Origin of the sequence: Nocardia shimofusensis NBRC 100134, assembly GCF_001613125.1 — a bacterium.
Lineage (GTDB): Bacteria > Actinomycetota > Actinomycetes > Mycobacteriales > Mycobacteriaceae > Nocardia > Nocardia shimofusensis.
In genome coordinates this window covers 245124-264821 of the sequence record NZ_BDBT01000002.1, presented here as the reverse complement: position 1 = coordinate 264821, position 19698 = coordinate 245124, and the positions used below count along the sequence as shown (strand labels likewise).

Annotated in this window: 1 protein-coding gene (cut by both window edges); it reads left to right on the top strand. The window is 71.6% G+C overall.

The whole window is internal to a non-ribosomal peptide synthetase gene (locus NS3_RS03365; protein ID WP_067853301.1) on the top strand: the coding sequence, 43962 nt in all, runs 9667 nt past the left edge and 14597 nt past the right edge, and what appears here is coding positions 9668-29365 (codon 3223, partial, through codon 9789, partial); the first codon wholly inside the window starts at position 3. Both codon boundaries (start and stop) fall beyond the window edges.

Here is a 19698-nt window from a genome sequence, read left to right as displayed (position 1 = left end):
ACCGCTTCGACACCGGCCCGGAGTCGGCGGGCGCGGCGAGCACCTACAACATCCCGGCCGTGGTGCGGCTGCGCGGTCTGCTCGACCTGGCCGCGCTGCGCGGCGCGGTCGCCGACGTGATCGCGCGGCACGAAACGCTGCGCACCGTGTACCCGTCCCACGACGGCGTGGCCTTCCAGCGGGTGCTGCCCGCCGCGCGGGCCATCCCGGAACTCGACGTGGTCGAGGTGGACGAGCGCGAACTGCTCGGCAAGCTCTACGAGTTCGTCAGCGGCGGCTTCGACGTGACCGCCGAGCCGCCGGTGCGCCTGCGCATCCACGAACTCGGTGAGCGCGACTACGTGCTGGCGCTGGTGGTCCACCACATCGCCGCCGACGGTTTCTCCATGCGACCGCTGGTGCGCGACCTGATGACCGCCTACGTCGCCCGCACCGGCAACACCGAGCCGGGCTGGCAACCGCTGGCCGTGCAGTACATCGATTTCGCGCTGTGGCAGCGCGAAACCCTCGGCGACGAGGACGACCGCACCTCGCTGATCTCCGAGCAGCTCGACTACTGGCGCACCGCGCTGGCCGATCTGCCCGAGGAACTGCGCCTGGTCAACAAACCGCGCCCGACGGTGGCGAGCTACCGGGCGGGCACGCACCGCTTCCGGGTGCCCGGCGCGCTGATCGACGAGCTCAACCGAGTCGCGCACGCGGGCGGCACCACGTTGTTCATGGTCGTGCACGGCGCCTTCGCCACGCTGCTGTCGCGGCTGTCCGGCGCTGGGGATTCTTCGGACATCGCCATCGGCATCCCGGTGGCCGGTCGTGGCGAGCAGGCGCTCGACGACCTGGTCGGCATGTTCGTCAACACCTTGGTGCTGCGGACCCAGGTCGACACCGCCGCCCCGTTCAGCGACCTGCTCGCGCAGGTCCGCGAGCGCGACCTGCAGGCATTCGCGCACGCCGACGTGCCGTTCGAGCGCCTGGTCGAGGTGCTCAACCCGACCCGTTCGCAGGCGCGGCACCCGCTGTTCCAGGTGATGCTGTCGTTCCAGAACCTCGGCCGCACCTCGCTGGAGCTGCCCGGCCTGACCGTCGAGGAACTGGGCATCGACCCGCCGACGGCCAAGTTCGACCTGCAGCTGACGCTCAGCGAGATCCCCGGCGCCGACGCCGAGATGGACGCCGAGCTCGTCTACGCCACCGACCTGTTCGATGCCGGCTACGCCGAGGCCTTCGCCGCCCGCTTCCTGCGCGTGCTGCGCGGTATCGCGGCCGCGCCGCGGACCCCGGTCGGCGATCTCGAGCTGCTCGACGTCGCCGAACGTGAACTCGTCGTCCGGCACTGGAACGACACCGAATTCGCCGTCGACGCCGCGCTCACCGCGTCGAGCATCGACTCCGCGGCGACCCTGGTCGCCATGTTCGAGGCGCAGGTCGCGCGGACCCCGGACTCCATCGCGCTCACGTTCGAGGGGACGAGTCTGTCCTACGCCGAGTTCGCGAGCCGGGTGCACCGCCTGGCCCGCTGGCTCAAGGACAACGGGGTCGGCCCGGAATCGTATGTGGGTCTGGGCATCCGGCGTTCGCTGGACCTGCTGGTCGGCATGTACGCGATCAGCGCGGCCGGTGGCGCCTACGTGCCGCTGGACCCCGACAACCCGGCCGAGCGCATCGAGCACATCCTGGAGACCGCGGGACCGGTCTGCGTGCTGACCTCCGGTTCGGACCTCGACGTGACGCTCTCGCGCCAGGTCCGCATCGACCAGCTCGACCTGTCCGGCTACTCCGACGAGCCGCTGACCGATGCCGACCGGCACCGGCCGCTGCGCACCGGCAACACCGCCTACGTCATCTTCACCTCCGGTTCCACCGGTCGCCCGAAGGGTGTGGCGGTCAGCCATGCCGCGATCGTCAACCGTCTGGTCTGGGGGCACGCCCAGTACGGGCTGTCCGCCGACGACGTGGTCCTGCAGAAGACCCCCGCCACCTTCGACGTGTCGGTGTGGGAGTTCTTCTGGCCGCTGCAGGTCGGCGCGCGCCTGGTGATCGCCCGACCCGACGGCCATCGCGACCCGGCCTACCTGGCGCAGCTGATCATCGACGAGCGCATCACCACCGCGCACTTCGTGCCGTCGATGATGTCGCTGTTCGTCACCGAGCCGCGCGCGGCCGAGTGCACCGGCCTGCGCAATGTCTTCGCCTCCGGTGAGGGACTACCCGCGGTCACCGCGCAGCGTCTGCGCGAGCTGACCGGTGCCCGCCTGCACAACCTGTACGGCCCGACGGAAGCCGCCGTCGAGGTGACCTTCCACGAGGTCACCGCCGCCGACACGGTGACCGTGCCGATCGGCGCCCCGGTGTTCAACACCCAGGTCTACGTGCTGGATTCGCGTCTGCGCCCGGTCCCGGTCGGCGTGCCCGGCGAGCTGTACCTGGCAGGAGCGCAGCTGGCCTACGGCTATGTCACCCGCCCCGACCTGACCACCGAGCGCTTCGTCGCCGATCCGTTCGCGCACGGCCTGCGCATGTACCGCACCGGCGACCTGGTGGCCTGGACCCCCGGCGGGGAACTGGAATACCTGGGCCGCACCGACTTCCAGGTGAAGCTGCGCGGTCAGCGCATCGAGCTCGGTGAGATCGAGTCCGCGCTCACCGCGCTGGCGCAGATCTCGCAGTCGGTCGTCGTGGTCCGCCACGACGAGCGCACCGGCGACCAGCTGGTGGCCTACCTGATCGCCGAACCGAACTTCACCATCCGGGTCGATGCGGTGAAGGCGGCGCTGGCCGAACAGCTTCCGGCCTACATGGTGCCCGCCGCGTTCGTGGTGCTCGACGCCTTCCCGCTCAACGCCTCCGGCAAGCTCGACCGCAAGGCGCTGCCGGAACCGGCCTTCGAGGCCAAGACGTTCCAGGCTCCGGTGACCCCGGTGCAGCAGATCGTGGCCAGCGCCTTCGGCGACATCCTCGGCCTGGAGCGGGTCGGCCTGGACGACGACTTCTTCGTCCTGGGCGGCAACTCGCTGGTCGCCACCCAGCTGGCGGCCCGGCTCGGCGCCGCGCTGGACACCCACATCCCGCTGCGCACCCTGTTCGAGGCCTCCACCGTCGCGGCGCTGGCCGCCAAGGTCGAGTCCGCGTCCGCGGGCCCTGGCAAGCCAGCCCTGAGCGCCCAGCCGCGTCCCGAGCCGGTCACCCTGGCCGACGGCGAGACCGTCGAGCTGGTGCCGCTCTCGCCGGCTCAGCAGCGGATGTGGTTCCTCAACCGCTTCGACAACCGCACCGCTGTCAACAACATCCCGGTCGCGGTCCGGCTGACCGGGGAGCTGGACGCGGTGGCGTTGCGCGCGGCGATCCGCGACGTGGTCGCCAGGCACGAGACCCTGCGCACCGTGTACCCCGAGGTGGACGGCGAGGGCTACCAGCGCGTGCTGGCCGCCGACGAGGCGCGGGTGGACCTGGACACCGAATGGGTGCCCGCGGCCGACGCGCCGCGGCGCGTGGTGGAACTGGCGAGCACGCACTTCGACGTCACCGCCGAGATCGCCTTCCGCGCGACCCTGCTGACCCTCGACCAGCGCAACAACCTGCTGGTGCTGGTCATGCACCACATCAGCGCCGACGGCTTCTCGCTGCGCCCGCTGCTGCGCGACATCGTCGTGGCCTACACCGAGCGTACCCGCGGCGAGTCCCCGAACTGGGCGCCGCTGGAGGTGCAGTACGCCGACTACACCCTGTGGCAGAGGTCTGTCCTGGGCAGCGAGGACGATCCGGAGTCGGTGGCCGCCGCGCAGCTGGCCTACTGGACCCGGCAGCTGGCCGATCTGCCCGATCAGATCGAGTTGCCCGCCGACCGGCCGCGCCCGGAGATCGCCTCCAACGCCGGTGGGCTGCACCACTTCACGGTCGACGCCGAACTGCATCGCGCGTTGAACGACGTGGCGCGCGCGCACGGCGTCACCCTGTTCATGGTGGTGCACGCCGCGCTGGCCACCTGGGCCGCGCGGCTGTCCAACAGCACCGACATCGCGATCGGCACCCCGATCGCCGGTCGCGGCGAACGCGCGCTCGACGACATCGTCGGCATGTTCGTCAACACCCTCGTGCTGCGCAGCCAGGTCGAACCGGGCACGACGTTCAGCGACCTGCTCGCGCAGGTGCGCCGCACCGACCTGGCCGCGTTCGCGCACGCAGACGTGCCGTTCGAGCAGTTGGTCGACGTGCTCAGCCCGGCCCGTTCGCAGGCCCACCACCCGCTGTTCCAGGTCGGCCTCACCTTCGAGGCGGCCTCGGCGAACGAGGCGGGCACCATCTCGCTGCCCGGCCTGGATCTCGACATCGTCGACTTCGACGCGGGCATCGCGAAATTCGACATCCAGCTGACCGTCGGCGAAGGCGCCGACGGCGCGCTGGCGCTGTCGTGGAACTACGCGAGCGAACTGTTCGACCCCGAGACGGTCGCCTCCTTCGCCGACCGCCTGGTGCGCATCCTGCGCGGCGTCGCCGAGGACGCCACCGCCGTGGTCGGTGACATCGATCTGCTCGGCGAGACCGAGCGCCTCGACCTGTCCCAGCGCTGGGTCTCGGCCGGGGAGGACGGCGGCGCGGGTCGCTTCGCCGACACCGGCGCGACCCTGACCTCGTTGTTCGACCAGATGGTCGCCGCGCACCCCGATCGGGTCGCGGGCCGCTTCGGCGCGGATTCGCTGACCTACGCCGAACTCGACCGGCGCGCGAATGTGCTGGCGCGCAGGCTGATCGAGGACGGCGCCGGGCCGGAGTCGCTGGTCGCGGTGATCCTGCCGCGCTCGCTGGACCTGGTGATCGCGCTGCTCGCGGTCGTCAAGACCGGCGCGGGCTACGTGCCGGTGGACCCGACCTACCCGGCCGACCGCATCGCCTACGTGCTGTCGGATTCCCGTCCCACCAGCGTCGTGCTGGACTCGACCGTCGAGGTCGAGGTGCCCGCGGGCCTGCCCGTGGTGGAGGTGGACGGCTACGGCGTGGAAACCGGCGACATGGAGGACGCCGACGACGCGCCGATCACCGACGCCGATCGCACCGCGCCGCTGTCTGCGGACAACATCGCCTACGTCATCTACACCTCGGGTTCGACCGGTCGCCCCAAGGGCGTGGCGGTCGCGCATCGCAATGTGGTGCGCCTGATGGCCAACACCGACCGCGACTTCGGTTTCGGTCCCGACGACGTGTGGACGCTGTTCCACTCCTACGCCTTCGACTTCTCGGTGTGGGAGCTGTGGGGTCCGCTGCTGTTCGGCGGCACCGTGGTGGTCGTCGACTACTACACCTCGCGCTCGCCCGAGCAGTTCCTGGAACTGCTGCGCGCCGAGCGGGTGACGGTGCTCAACCAGACGCCGTCGGCGTTCTACCAGCTGGCCGAGGCCGATCGCACCGCCGCGCCCGGCGCCGCGCCGCTCGCGCTGCGCTACGTGGTGTTCGGCGGCGAGGCGCTGGAGTTGCGCCGCCTGTCGGATTGGGTGGCCCGGCACGGTGATTCGTCGCCGCTGCTGGTGAACATGTACGGCATCACCGAGACCACGGTGCACGTGTCCTACCGTGCGCTGGACGCCAAGACGATCGCCGGTGCCGCGGGCAGCATCGTCGGCCGCGCGATCGCCGGTCTGAAGCTGTATGTGCTCGACAACCGGCTGCGGCCGGTGCCGGTCGGCGTCGCGGGCGAGATCTATGTCGCGGGCCCGCAGTTGGCGCGTGGCTATCTGGGCCGCCCCGATCTGTCGGCGGTCCGGTTCGTGGCGAACCCGCTGGCCGGTGCCGATGGTGCCGGAGAGCGGCTGTACCGCACCGGCGACCTGGCGCGCTGGAACCGTTCGGGCGAACTGGAGTACCTGGGTCGCGCCGACGATCAGGTGAAGGTGCGTGGTTTCCGCATCGAGCTCGGTGAGATCGAGTCGGCCGTGCTGGCCCAGCCCGGCATCGCCCAGGCGGCGGTCGTCGTGCGCGAGGACCAGCCGGGCGATCAGCGCATCGTCGCCTACGTCGTGGCCGAGCCGGGTGTCACTCCGGATCTGGATGCGGTGCGCGCCGGTGCGGGCGAGCGACTGCCGTCGTACATGGTGCCCTCGGCGCTGGTGCGGCTGGAGTGGATTCCGCTCACCGTCAACGGCAAGCTGGACCGTCGTTCACTGCCCGCGCCCGCGATGCAGGCCAAGGCGTTCCGCGCGCCGGTCACCCCGGTGCAGGAGGCTGTCGCGGCGGTCTTCGCCGAGGTGCTGGACCTGCCGCGCGTCGGCGTCGACGACGACTTCTTCGACCTGGGCGGCAACTCGCTGATCGCCACCCGGGTGGCCGCCCGGATCGGCGCGGCGCTGGGCACCACGGTGCCGGTGCGCACGCTGTTCGAGGCCTCCACCGTGGAAGCGCTGGCCGCGCGGGTGGAATCGCACACCGGCGGCCCGGCCGCGGTCGCGTTGACCGCGCGCCCGCGCACTGCCGGTGAGCTGGTGCCGCTGTCCTACGCGCAGCAGCGCATGTGGTTCCTCAACAAGTACGACACCTCCTCGGCGACCTACAACCTGCCCGTCGCCATCCGCCTGACCGGCGAGCTGGACGTGGCCGCCCTGCGTCTGGCGCTGGCCGACGTGGTGCGCAGGCACGAGTCGCTGCGCACCCGCTACCCCGAGCACGGCGGCACCCCGGTGCAGGTCGTGGTCCCGGCCGAGCAGATCGACATCGAGCTGCGTCCGGTGACCGTCGGCGCGGACCGGTTGGTCGAGGCGGTGACCGAGTTCGTCGGCGCCGGTTTCGATGTGGCCGAAGAGGTTCCGCTGCGCAGCAGGCTCTTCGCGATCGCGAACGACGGTGCGGACGAAGACGGCGCCGCCGAAGACAGCGCGCCCGAGCACGTGCTGGTCGTGGTCGTGCACCACATCGCGGCCGACGGCTTCTCCATGGGCCCGCTGACCCGCGACGTGATGACCGCCTACACCGCCCGCACCCAGGACAGCGTGCCCGGCTGGGCGCCGCTGCCGGTGCAGTACGCCGACTTCGCGCTCTGGCAGCGCGAGACCCTCGGCGACGAGTCCGATCCGGATTCGCTGATGGCGCGTCAGGTGGCGCACTGGCAGCGCGCGCTGTCGGGTATCGCCGACGAACTCGCGCTGCCCACCGACCGCCCGCGTCCCGCGGTGGCCTCCCACCGCGGCGCGACGCTGACCACCGAACTGCCCGCCGAGCTGATGGCGGCGCTGGACAAGGTGGCCCGCGCGCACGGCGCCTCGCTGTTCATGGTCGTGCACTCCGCGCTGGCGGTGCTGCTGGCCCGGCTGTCGGGCTCCGACGACATCACCGTCGGCACCCCCATCGCCGGTCGCGGTGAGGCCGCGCTCGACGACCTGGTCGGCATGTTCGTCAACACCTTGGTGCTGCGCACCGGCGTCGACGAGACCGAGTCCTTCACCGACCTGCTCGAGCGGGTGCGCCGCGCCGACCTGGACGCCTACGGCAATGCCGACGTCCCGTTCGAGCGACTGGTCGAACTGCTCGCGCCCGAGCGTTCACAGGCGCGCAACCCGCTGTTCCAGGTGATGCTGGCCTTCCAGAACCTGGACCGCACCACGCTGGAACTGCCCGGCCTTTCGGTGGCCGCGCTCGACCTCGAAGAGAACGTCGCGCGCTTCGACCTGCAGTTCACCCTGTCGGAGAACGTCTCGGCCGCAGGCGATTCCGGTGCGCGGGCCGATTCGGCCCATGGCGGCGCCGGGGCGATGACCTTGGCGATGACCTACGCCACCGAACTGTTCGACGCCGACACCGCCGAGCAGATCGTGCGCCGCTGGGAGCGCGTGCTCACCGCGATCGCCGCCGACCCCACCACGGCCGTCGGCGCGATCGACGTGCTGGACGCCGCGGAGCAGGCCGACCTGATCGCCCGCACCGGCGCGCCGGCCGTGCCCGCGCGCACCCTGCCCGAGCTGCTGGCCGAGGCCGCCGCGCACGATCCGGCCGCGCCCGCGGTCGTGTTCGAGGGGACAACTCTGTCCTACGGCGAGCTCGACGAGCGCTCCAACCGCCTGGCCAGGCTGCTCATCGCCGAGGGCATCGGCGCCGAGGATCTGGTCGCGGTCGGTGTGCCGCGCTCGGCGGACTCGGTGTTCGCCGCGTGGGCGGTGTCCAAGACCGGTGCGGCCTTCGTGCCGGTGGACCCGAACTACCCGCCCGAGCGCATCGCGCACATGGTCACCGACTCCGGTTCGCCGATCGGCCTGACCGTCGCCTCGATGCTCGACGGTCTGCCCGCGTCGACCCGCTGGCTGGTGCTCGACGACCTCGACCTGAGCGCCTTCGACGGCGGCCCGATCACCGACGCCGACCGGGTGCGCCCGACGCGGCCGGAGCAGCCCGCCTACGTCATCTACACCTCCGGTTCCACCGGTGTGCCCAAGGGCGTCGTGGTCACCCACGCCGGCCTGGCCAACTTCCGGGCCGAGCAGGTGCGGCGCTACGCCATCGACTCCGACACCCGCGCACTGCATTTCGCCTCGCCCAGCTTCGACGCCTCGATCCTCGAGCTGCTGCTGGCGCTCGGCGCGGGCGGCGCGCTGGTCGTGGTGCCGCCGGGCGTCTACGGCGGCGAGGAGCTGTCCGAGCTGATCCGCCGCGAGCGGGTCACGCACGCGTTCATCACCCCGGCCGCGCTGGCCACCTTCGACCCGGCCGGTCTGGACACCTTGCGGGTGCTGGTCGCGGGCGGCGAGGCCTGCCCGCCGGAACTGGTCGCGAAGTGGGCTGTCCCGCTGGGTGATTCCGGTGCGATCAGGGCCTTCCACAACGGTTACGGCCCGACCGAGACCACCATCATGACCAACATCAGCGACGCCCTCACCCCGGGCGAACTGGTGACCATCGGCGGACCGATCCGCGGCATGCGCTCGCTGATCCTGGACAACCGGCTGCGGCCGGTGCCGGTGGGCGTCGCGGGTGAGCTGTACCTGTCGGGCATCCAGCTGGCGCGCGGCTACCACGCCCGCCCCGGCCTGACCGCCGATCGTTTCGTCGCCGATCCCTTCTCCGGCGACAGCTCCGAGGCGGGCGCGCGTATGTACCGCACGGGCGACGTGGTCCGCTGGACCCGCACCGGCGAAGTCGAATATGTGGGCCGCTCCGACTTCCAGGTCAAGGTGCGTGGCTTCCGTATCGAACTCGGCGAGATCGACGCCGCGCTCGCCTCGCACGAGAGCGTCGACTTCGCGGTCACCGTCGGCCACGACAACGCCGCGGGCGCGACCGTGCTGGTGTCGTATGTCGTTGCCGCGCCGGGCCGTTCGATCGACGTGGCGACCCTGACCGGGCACGTCGAGCAGCGTCTGCCCGCCTACATGGTGCCCTCGTCGATCATGGTGATCGACCGGGTGCCGCTGACCCCGGTCGGCAAGCTGGATCGCAAGGCGCTGCCGGAGCCGGTGTTCGCGGCCGAGGTCGTCTTCCGTGCCGCGCGCACCCCGGTCGAGCAGATCATCGCCGAGGTGTTCGCCGAGGTGCTCGGCGTGCAGCGGGTCGGCGTGGACGATTCGTTCTTCGCGCTGGGGGGCGACTCCATCGTCTCCATCCAGCTGGTCTCGCGGGCCAAGGCGCGTGGCGTGGTGTTCACCCCGCGCCACGTCTTCGAGCAGAAGACCGTCGCCGGTCTGGCGGCGGTCGCCGAGACCGCCGAGGTCGGCGCGGCCACCGTGGCCAGGCTGGCCGAACCGGCGGGCGGCGGCGTCGGCGAGATGCCGCTGACCCCCGTGGTGCGGTTCATGGCCGAACGGCCCGGCTCGTTCGAGCGGTTCAACCAGACTCTCGCGCTGGAACTGCCCGCGGGCATCGACCGCGCGGGCATCGTCGCCACCGTCGGCGCGGTCGTCGACCGCCACGACATGCTGCGCGCGCGCCTGTACCGCACCGACGCCGTGCCGAACGGCGGGGACACCACGGGGGAGCGGGACGACGCCTCGTCGGTCGACAACCGCACCGCATGGGTGGTCGAGACCGCGGCGCCCGGCACCGTCGACGTCGACGCACTGGTCGAACGGGTCGAGTACCCGGCCGACGCCTCCGATGAGCAGCTGTTCGAGATCGCCTCCGCCGCATTGGATTCCGCGCTGGACCGGCTCGACCCGGCCGCCGGCGCGGTGATCAGGTTCGTGTGGCTGGACTCGGCCGTCCCGCATCGGATGGGCAGGCTGATCGTCGTGGCCCACCACCTGGTGGTCGACGGCGTCTCCTGGCGCATCCTGGTGCCCGACTTCGTCGCGGCCTGGGGTCAGCTCAGCGCCGGGCAACAGCCCGAACTCGTGGCCCCCGCGACCTCCATGCGGGCCTGGGCCCTCGCGCTGGCCGCCGAGGCGACCAGCCCCGAGCGGGTCGCCGAGCTGGGCTACTGGCGCGAGGTGGCGCACACCGCCGATCCGCTGCTGACCGAGCGTCCGATGGACCCGGCCGTGGACGTCTCCGGCACGATCGAGAAACTCGCCGTCGAGGTCTCGCCCGAGGTCACCAAGGCGCTGCTCACCACGGTGCCCGCGCTTTTCCACGGCGGCGTCAACGACGGCCTGCTCACCGCGCTGGCCCTGGCGACCGCGACCTGGCGGGCCCGCCGTACCGGCGCGGCCGCCGCCGACCCGGTGCTGATCCGCCTCGAAGGCCACGGCCGCGAGGAAGAGGTCGTGCCCGGCGCGGACCTGTCCCGCACGGTCGGCTGGTTCACCGCGATCTTCCCGGTCCGCTTCGACCTGTCCGGTGTGGACGTCGACGAGGCGATGACCGGCGGCGACGCGGTCGGCAAGGCCGTCAAGGCGGTCAAGGAGCAGTTGCTGTCGGTGCCGGACAAGGGCATCGGCTACGGCTTGCTGCGCTACCTCAACGAGCGGACCGCCGCCGAACTGCCCGAGGCGCTGCCCGGTCAGGTGAGCTTCAACTACCTGGGCCGTATCTCCGAGGGCGACGTGCCCGAGGCGCTGCGCGGCTTCGGCTGGACCCCGGCGCCGGAACTGGGCGCGCTCGGCGGCGCCTACGACGCCGACATGCCCGCCATGGCCCCGCTGGACGTGAACGCCATCGTGGTCGGGGAGAAGCTGACCGCCAACATCGGTTTCCCCAGCACACTGCTGTCGGCGGCCGAGGTGGAAGAGTTCGCGCAGCTGTGGATCGCCGCGCTGGAAGCCATTGCCCGGCACGCGCAGTCGGCCGATGCGGGCGGGCACACCCCGTCCGACTTCGCCCTGGTGCGCGCCACCCAGCACGACATCGACGTCTGGGAGAAGCGCTTCCCCGCGCTGACCGATGTGTGGCCGCTCTCGGCGCTGCAGTCCGGTCTGCACTTCCACGCCCGCATGGCCGAGCACTCGGTCGACGTCTACACCGCCCAGGCGGTGCTGACCCTGACCGGCCGTGTCGACTCGGTCCGCCTGCGCGCGGCCGCCCAGGCGCTGCTGGACCGCTACGAGAACCTGCGCACCGCGTTCGTCTCCGACCACGACGGCGCCGCCGTGCAGGTCGTGCTCGACAGCGTCCGGGTCGACTGGACCGAGCACGACCGCGCCGGTTCCGGCGAGGCGCAGGACCTGATCGAGGCCGACCGGATGCGCCGGTTCGACCTCACCGCTCCGCCGCTGATCCGGTTCACGCTGATCCAGGTGGCCGCCGACCGCTGGCAGTTCGTGGTGTCCAACCACCACATCCTGCTCGACGGCTGGTCCATGCCGCTGCTCATGCGCGACCTGCTCATGCTCTACGCCACCCACGCCGACGCCTCGGCGCTGCCCTCGGTACGCAGCTACCGCCACTTCCTGGAGTGGACCGCGCGCCAGGACAAGGCCGCCTCGCTGGCGGCGTGGAGCACGGCGCTGGATCGCGTCTCCGAGCCGACCCTGCTGGCCAAGGCCGACGCGAGTCACGAGATCACCGCGCTCTCGGGCGAGTACCTGTTCGAGCTGGACGAGGCCGCGACCGCGCGGCTGACCGGGCTGGCCGGTTCGCTCGGCGTCACGGCGAACACGGTGCTGCAGGTGGCCTGGGGCGTGCTGGTCGGCTACATGGCGGGTAGCGAGGACGTGCTGTTCGGCACCACGGTGTCCGGCCGTCCCGCGCAGCTGGCCGGTGTCGAGTCGATGGTGGGTCTGTTCATCAACACCGTTCCGGTGCGGGTGCGCTTCGATCCGGCCGAATCGGCGCGTGAGCTGCTGGTCCGCGTGCAGGGCGAGCAGGCCGACCTGCTCGACCACCACTACGTCGGCCTGGCCGAGATCCAGTCGGCCGTCGGCATCGGCGCGCTGTTCGACACCCTGGTGGTGTTCGAGTCCTACCCGGTCGACGCCGAGGGCATCCAGGCCCAGGCGGCCGACATCGACGGCATGGCCGTGGCCGACATCGACGCCGCCGACGCCACCCACTACCCGCTGACGCTGATCGCGCAGCTGGACTCGCGCCTGCGCATCCGCGCCGGCTACCAGGGCGGGCTGTTCGACGAGCAGACCGTGCGTCGCATCGCCGACCGTCTGGTGCGGGTGCTCGACGCCATCACCACCGACCCGGCGCGTCCTGTCGGCGACATCGAACTGCTCGACGCCGCCGAACGCGAACTCGTGGTCACCGGCTGGAACGCCACCGCGCACGAGATCGACGCGGACGCACTGCTTTCCGGCCTGTCCGGTCGCCCAGCGCTGACCCTGCCCTCGATGTTCCAGGCGCAGGTCGCGCGCACCCCCGACGCGCCCGCGCTCACCTTCGAGGGGACGAGTCTGTCCTATGCCGAGTTCGCCGACCGGGTGCACCAGCTGGCCCGCTGGCTGATCCAGCGCGGCGTCGGCCCGGAGTCCTACGTGGCACTGGGGATGCGGCGCTCGCTCGACCTCGTGATCGGCATGTACGCGGTGTCGGTCGCCGGCGCGGCGTATGTGCCGCTGGACCCGGATCATCCGGTCGAGCGCACCGAATACATCCTCGAGACCGTCGATCCGGTGTGTGTGCTCACCGCGGGCGCCGACCTTCCGGTCGACACCGCGCAGGTCCGCATCGACCTGCTCGACCTCGGCGGCCTGCCGACGACCCCGATCGCCGACGCCGACCGCCGCGCCCCGCTGCGCCCGTCGAACACCGCCTACGTCATCTTCACCTCCGGGTCCACCGGCCGGCCCAAGGGCGTGGCGGTCACCCACGAGGCGATCGTCAACCGCCTGGTGTGGATGCAGGCCGAGTACGGTCTCACCCCGGCCGACGCCGTGTTGCAGAAGACTCCGGCGACCTTCGACGTGTCGGTGTGGGAGTTCTTCTGGCCCTTGCAGATCGGCGCGCGCCTGGTCGTGGTCAAGCCGGACGGTCACCGCGACCCGGCCTACCTGGCCGAGATCATCGCCGCCGAGCGGATCACCACGGTCCACTTCGTGCCGTCGATGCTGGCGGTGTTCGTGGTAGCGCTCGCCGAGCGCGTCGCCGCGGGCGGGACCGGCTGCGACTCACTGCGCTTGGTGTTCGCCTCCGGTGAGGCGCTGCCGCCGCGCACCGCGCACCGCCTGCTGGAACTGACCGGCGCGCAGCTGCACAACCTCTACGGCCCCACCGAAGCCGCGGTCGACGTCACCTACCATCAGGTGACCGAGGCCGACACGGTGGCTGTGCCCATCGGCGCACCGGTGTTCAACACCCAGGTCTACGTGCTGGATTCGCGACTGCGGCCCAGCCCGGTGGGTGTCGCGGGCGAGCTGTACCTGGCGGGCGATCAGCTGGCCCGCGAGTACGTGCGTCGCGCCGACCTGACCGCCGACCGGTTCGTCGCCAACCCGTTCGCGGCCGGTCAGCGCATGTACCGCACCGGCGACCTGGTGGCCTGGACGGCCGACGGGGAACTGGAGTACCTGGGCCGCACCGACTTCCAGGTGAAGATGCGCGGTCTGCGCATCGAGCTCGGCGAGATCGAGGCCACGCTCACCGCGCTGCCCGAGATCGCGCAGTCGGTGGTCGTGCGGCACGTCGACCAGCGCGCCAACGAGAACCTGGTCGCCTACGTGGTCCTGGCTCCCGGCGTCACGCTGGACGTGGACCTGGTGCGCGAGGATCTCGGCGCCAAGCTGCCCGGCTACATGGTGCCCTCGCTGATCATCGCGCTCGAGGAGTTCCCGCTCAACGCCTCCGGCAAGCTGGATCGTCGCGCGCTGCCCGCGCCGAGCTTCGAGGCGGCGCAGTTCCGTGCCCCGACCACCCCGGTCGAGGAGATCGTGGCCCGCACCTTCGCCGAGGTGCTCGGCGTGGAGCGGGTCGGTCTCGACGACGACTTCTTCGCCCTCGGCGGCAACTCGCTGTCGGCCACCCAGGTCGCCGCGCGGTTGTCGGCCGCACTGAACACCGATTTCGGTGTGCGCGAACTGTTCGAGGTCTCCACCGTCGCCGCGCTCGCCGCCCGCACCGAATCACGGGCGGGCGCGGGGACCAGGGCGACGCTGACCCCGCAGCGCAGGCCGGAGCGGGTGCCGCTCTCGCTCGCCCAGCAGCGTATGTGGTTCCTCAACCGCTTCAACATCGGCAACGGGTCCGAACTGGGCGCCGGCGGGGATCACGACCTGGCCGCGGCCGCCGACAACATCCCGGTGGCGGTGCGGATGTCGGGTCTGCTCGACCGGCAGGCGCTGCAGGTCGCGGTCGCCGACGTGCTGGCCAGGCACGAGTCGCTGCGCACCTACTACCCCGAGATCGACGGCGTCGGCTACCAGCAGGTGGTCCCCACCGCGCAGGTCATCCCGGATCTCGCCCCGATCGAGACCACCGAACAGCAGCTGCCCCAGCGCATCGCCGAACTGGTGCTCACCGCGTTCGACGTGACCGCCGAGGTGCCCTTCCGCGCCCGGCTGTTCGAGATCAGCCCCACCGAGCACGTGCTGGCGCTGGTGGTGCACCACATCTCCGCGGACGGCTTCTCGATGGGCCCGCTGACCCGCGACGTGATGATCGCCTACGGCGCGCGCGTCGAGGGTGGCGAACCCGCCTGGGCGCCACTGGACGTCCAGTACGCCGACTACACGCTGTGGCAGCGTGCGGTGCTCGGCGACGAGTCCGATCCGGAATCGCTGATCGCGGGCCAGATCGAGTTCTGGAAGCGCGAACTCGGCGGTCTGGTCGAACAGCTCGATCTGCCCGCCGACCGCCCGCGTCCGGCCGTCACGTCCCATCGCGGCGACATCCACGGCTTCACCGTCGACGCCGAGGTGCACGCCGGGCTGCGCAAGCTGGCCGCCGACCACAATTCGACGCTGTTCATGGTCGTGCACGCCGCGCTCGCGGTGCTGCTGGCGCGCCTGTCCGGCAGCCGGGACATCGCGATCGGCACCCCGATCGCGGGCCGCGGCGAGCGCGCGCTCGACGACCTGATCGGCATGTTCGTCAACACCCTGGTGTTGCGGACCGAGATCGACCCGGCGGTGGCCTTCGCCGATCTGCTGCGCCAGGTGCGCCGCGTCGACGTGGACGCCTTCGGGCACGCCGACGTGCCGTTCGAGCGGCTGGTCGAGGTGCTCGACCCGGTGCGCTCGCCCTCGCGGCACCCGCTGTTCCAGGTGGCGCTGACCTTCCAGAACACCGCGCCCACCGAACTCGAGCTGCCCGGCCTGACCGTGTCCGGGGTGGACCCGGCGGTGCCGCCCGCCAAGTTCGACCTGCAGCTGACGCTGGTGGAGAACCTCGACGCCGACGGCGCCCCGGCGGGCATCTCGGCCGAGTTCTCCTACGCCACCGACCTGTTCGACGCGTCCACCGTCGGTGGCTTCGCCGAGCGGCTGACCCGGATCATGGGCGCGGTCTCGGCCGACGCGAACGCCGTCGTCGGCGACATCGACCTGCTCGCCGCGGGGGAGCGCGAGCTGGCGTTGCGTGCGTGGAACACCCCCGGCGTCGTCGATCCCGACGCGGCCGGGGCGACCCTGCCCGCGCTCATCGAGGCACGCGCCGCGAGCGCGCCGCAGGCCACCGCCATCCGCTTCGGCGACGCGAGCCTCACCTTCGGTGATCTCCAGCGCCGGGCGAGCCGGATCGCGCGCACCCTCATCGGGCGCGGCGTCGGACCGGAATCGCTGGTGGCCGTCGCGGTGTCGCGCAACGAGGAGCTGCCGGTCGCGCTGTACGCGGTGCTGCTGACCGGCGCCGCCTACGTGCCGGTGGACACCACCTACCCGGTGCAGCGTCTGGAGTTCATGCTCACCGACGCCGCCCCGGTCTGCGTGCTCACCACCGGCGCGGACGCGGGATCCGTTCCCGCCGTGGATGTTCCGGTCGTCCTGCTGGACGAGGCCGAAGCCGGGGCGGGCAGTGACGCGCCGGTGACCGATGCCGATCGCCTCGCCCCGCTGCGCCCGGACAACCTGGCCTACGTCATCTACACCTCCGGCTCCACCGGCGTGCCCAAGGGCGTCGCGGTCACCCACCGCGACGCGGTGCGGCTGTTCGCCAACACCCGGCCGCTGTTCGGGTTCGACTCCTCCGACGTGTGGACGCTGTTCCATTCCTACGCCTTCGACTTCTCGGTGTGGGAGCTGTGGTGCGCGCTGGCCTACGGCGGTTCGGTGGTCGTGGTCGACTACCTGACCTCGCGTTCGCCGGAGCTGTTCCGCGAACTGCTCGTTCGTGAGCGGGTCACCGTGCTCAACCAGACCCCCTCGGCGTTCTACCAGCTGGTGGAGGCCGATCGCGCCGCGGCGGCCGCCGCCGACGCCGGCGAAGGCGAATTCGCGCTGCGCTATGTGATCTTCGGCGGTGAGGCGCTGGATCTGCGCCAGCTGCGCCGCTGGTACGAGCGCCACCCGGCCGACGCCCCGCGCCTGGTCAACATGTACGGCATCACCGAGACCACGGTGCACGTGTCGTACCTGGCCCTGGACGAGGCGATCGCCGACAACCCGGCCAGCGTCATCGGACGCGCCCTGCCCGGCCTGTCGGCCTACGTGCTCGACGACCGGCTGGCCCCCGCGCCGATCGGCGTCGCGGGCGAGATCCACGTGACCGGCGAGCAGTTGGCCCGCGGCTATCTGGGCCGCCCCGGCCTGACCGCCGCCCGGTTCGTGGCCGACCCGTTCGGCGAGCCCGGTTCCCGCATGTACCGCTCCGGCGACGTCGGCCGGTGGAACGGCGACGCCGAGAACGCGAACATCGAATACGCGGGCCGCAGCGACCAACAGGTGCAGCTGCGCGGCTTCCGCATCGAGCTCGGCGAGATCGAGGCCGCGCTCGAGCAGGTGGCGGGCGTGCGGCAGGCCGTGGTGCTGGTCCGCGCCGACGAGCACGCCGGTGATCGCCTGGTCGGTTACGTCGTGCCCGACACCGGCGCGACCGTCGACCCGGCCGGGGTGCGTGACCAGGTCGCCGGGTTCCTGACCGCCTACATGGTCCCGGACGCGATCGTCGTGCTGGCGACGCTGCCGCTGACCCCGAACGGCAAGCTCGACCGCAGGGCGCTGCCGGAGCCGGAGTTCGTCTCCACAGCGAGTTTCCGCGCCCCGAGCACCCCCGTCGAGCAGGCCGTGGCGAACGTCTTCGCCGAACTGCTCGGCATCGACGAGGTCGGCCTCGACGACGACTTCTTCGCCCTCGGCGGCAACTCGCTGCTGGCCACCCGCGTGGTGGCCCGCGTCAACGAGGCGCTCGACGCCGGTCTGGCCGTCCGCGAGCTCTTCGAGGCGCCGACGGTGGCCGCGCTGGCCGCCCGCACCGCCGAACAAGCGGGCACCCGGGCGCGCCGCGCGCTGGTCGCGGGTCCGCGACCCGAGCGCATCCCGCTCTCGCTGGCCCAGCAGCGCATGTGGTTCCTCAACCGCTTCGACAGCGACACCGCGGTCAACAACATCCCGCTCGCGGTGCGCCTGGTCGGCGAACTCGACACCGAGGCGCTGCGGCTGGCCGTGGCCGACGTGATCGACCGGCACGAGGTGCTGCGCACCGTGTACCCGGAGACCGCCGACGGTCAGGGCGTGCAGGTCATCCTGCCCGCGGGCGATCCCGGCCACGCGCTGGATCTGACCCCGATCCTGGTCGAGGAGGCCGAGCTCGCCGAGAAGGTGAGCGAGCTGGTGCTCACCGGCTTCGACGTCACCAGCGCGGTGCCGGTGCGCGCGGCGCTGTTCCGCGTCGCCGGTTCGGTGGACGGCTCGCAGCCGGCCACCCACGTGCTCGTCTTCGTGGTGCACCACGTCTCCGGCGACGGCTGGTCGGTCGGCCCGCTGGCCCGCGACGTGATGGTCGCCTACGCCGCCCGCTCGCGCGGCGCGACGCCGGGCTGGGCCCCGCTGCCGGTGCAGTACGCCGACTACGCGCTGTGGCAGCGCGAGGTGCTCGGTTCGGAGGAGGACCCGGAGTCGGTCATCTCCGCACAGGTCGCCTACTGGTCGACGACCCTGGCCGGTCTGCCCGACCAGCTGGATCTGCCCGCCGATCGCTCCCGCCCCGCGGTGGCCTCCAACCGCGGCGCGGTGCACGAGTTCGAGCTGTCCGCCGAGTTGACGACCGGTCTCGACGAGCTGGGCCGCGCCCACGGCGCCAGCCTGTTCATGGTCGTGCACGCCGCCTTCGCGGCACTGCTGTCGCGACTGTCCGGCAGCGACGACATCGCCGTCGGTACCGTGGTCGCCGGTCGCGGCGAGGCCGCGCTCGACGACGCCATCGGCATGTTCGTCAACACGCTGGTACTGCGCAGCGCGATCGATCCGGCCGAGTCGTTCACCGGTCTGCTGGCCCGGATCAGGGAGATCGACCTGGGCGCCTTCGGGCACGCCGATCTGCCGTTCGAGCGGCTGGTCGAACTGCTCAACCCGGCCCGCTCGCAGGCGCGTCACCCGCTGTTCCAGGTGATGCTCTCGTTCCAGAACACCGGCGAGACCAGCTTCGAGCTGCCCGGCCTCGAGGTCTCCGGCCTGCCGCTGGACGTGGTGACCGCGAAGTTCGATCTGCATCTGAACTTCACCACCACCGCCGAGGGCACCAAGGCCGAGATCGCCTACGCCGCCGACATGTTCGACGCGCCGACGGTCGCCTCCTTCGCCGAGCGGCTGGTGCGGATGCTGTCGGCCGTGGTGGCCGACGCCGACGTCCCGGTCGGTGACGTGGAGCTGCTCGACGGCGTCGAGCGCACCCAGCTCGCGCAGTGGAACGCCACCGCCCGCCCGGTCGACACCGAGGCCACCCTGGTCTCGATGTTCGAGGCGCAGGCCCTGCGCACCCCGGACACCGTCGCGCTGACGTTCGAGGGGACGAGTCTGTCCTACGGCGAGTTCGCCGCCCGCGTGCACACCCTGGCCCGCCACCTGGTGGACCTGGGCGTGGGCCCGGAGTCGATGGTCGCGCTCGGTATGCGCCGCTCGCTGGAACTGGTGATCGGTATGTACGCGGTGAGCGCGGCGGGCGGCGCCTATGTGCCGCTCGACCCGGACCATCCGGCCGAGCGCATCGCCTACGTGCTCGACGTGGCCGCCCCGGTATGCGTGTTGACCACCAGCGGTGACGGTTTCGACGCGGGCGATTCGACCCCGACGATCGAGATCGACCGCCTGGCACTCGGCGGCTACGCCGACACCCCGCTCACCGACGCCGACCGCCGCGCCCCGCTGCGCCCGTCGAACACCGCCTACGTCATCTTCACCTCCGGGTCCACCGGCCGGCCCAAGGGCGTGGCGGTCACCCACGAGGCGATCGTCAACCGCCTGGTGTGGATGCAGTCCG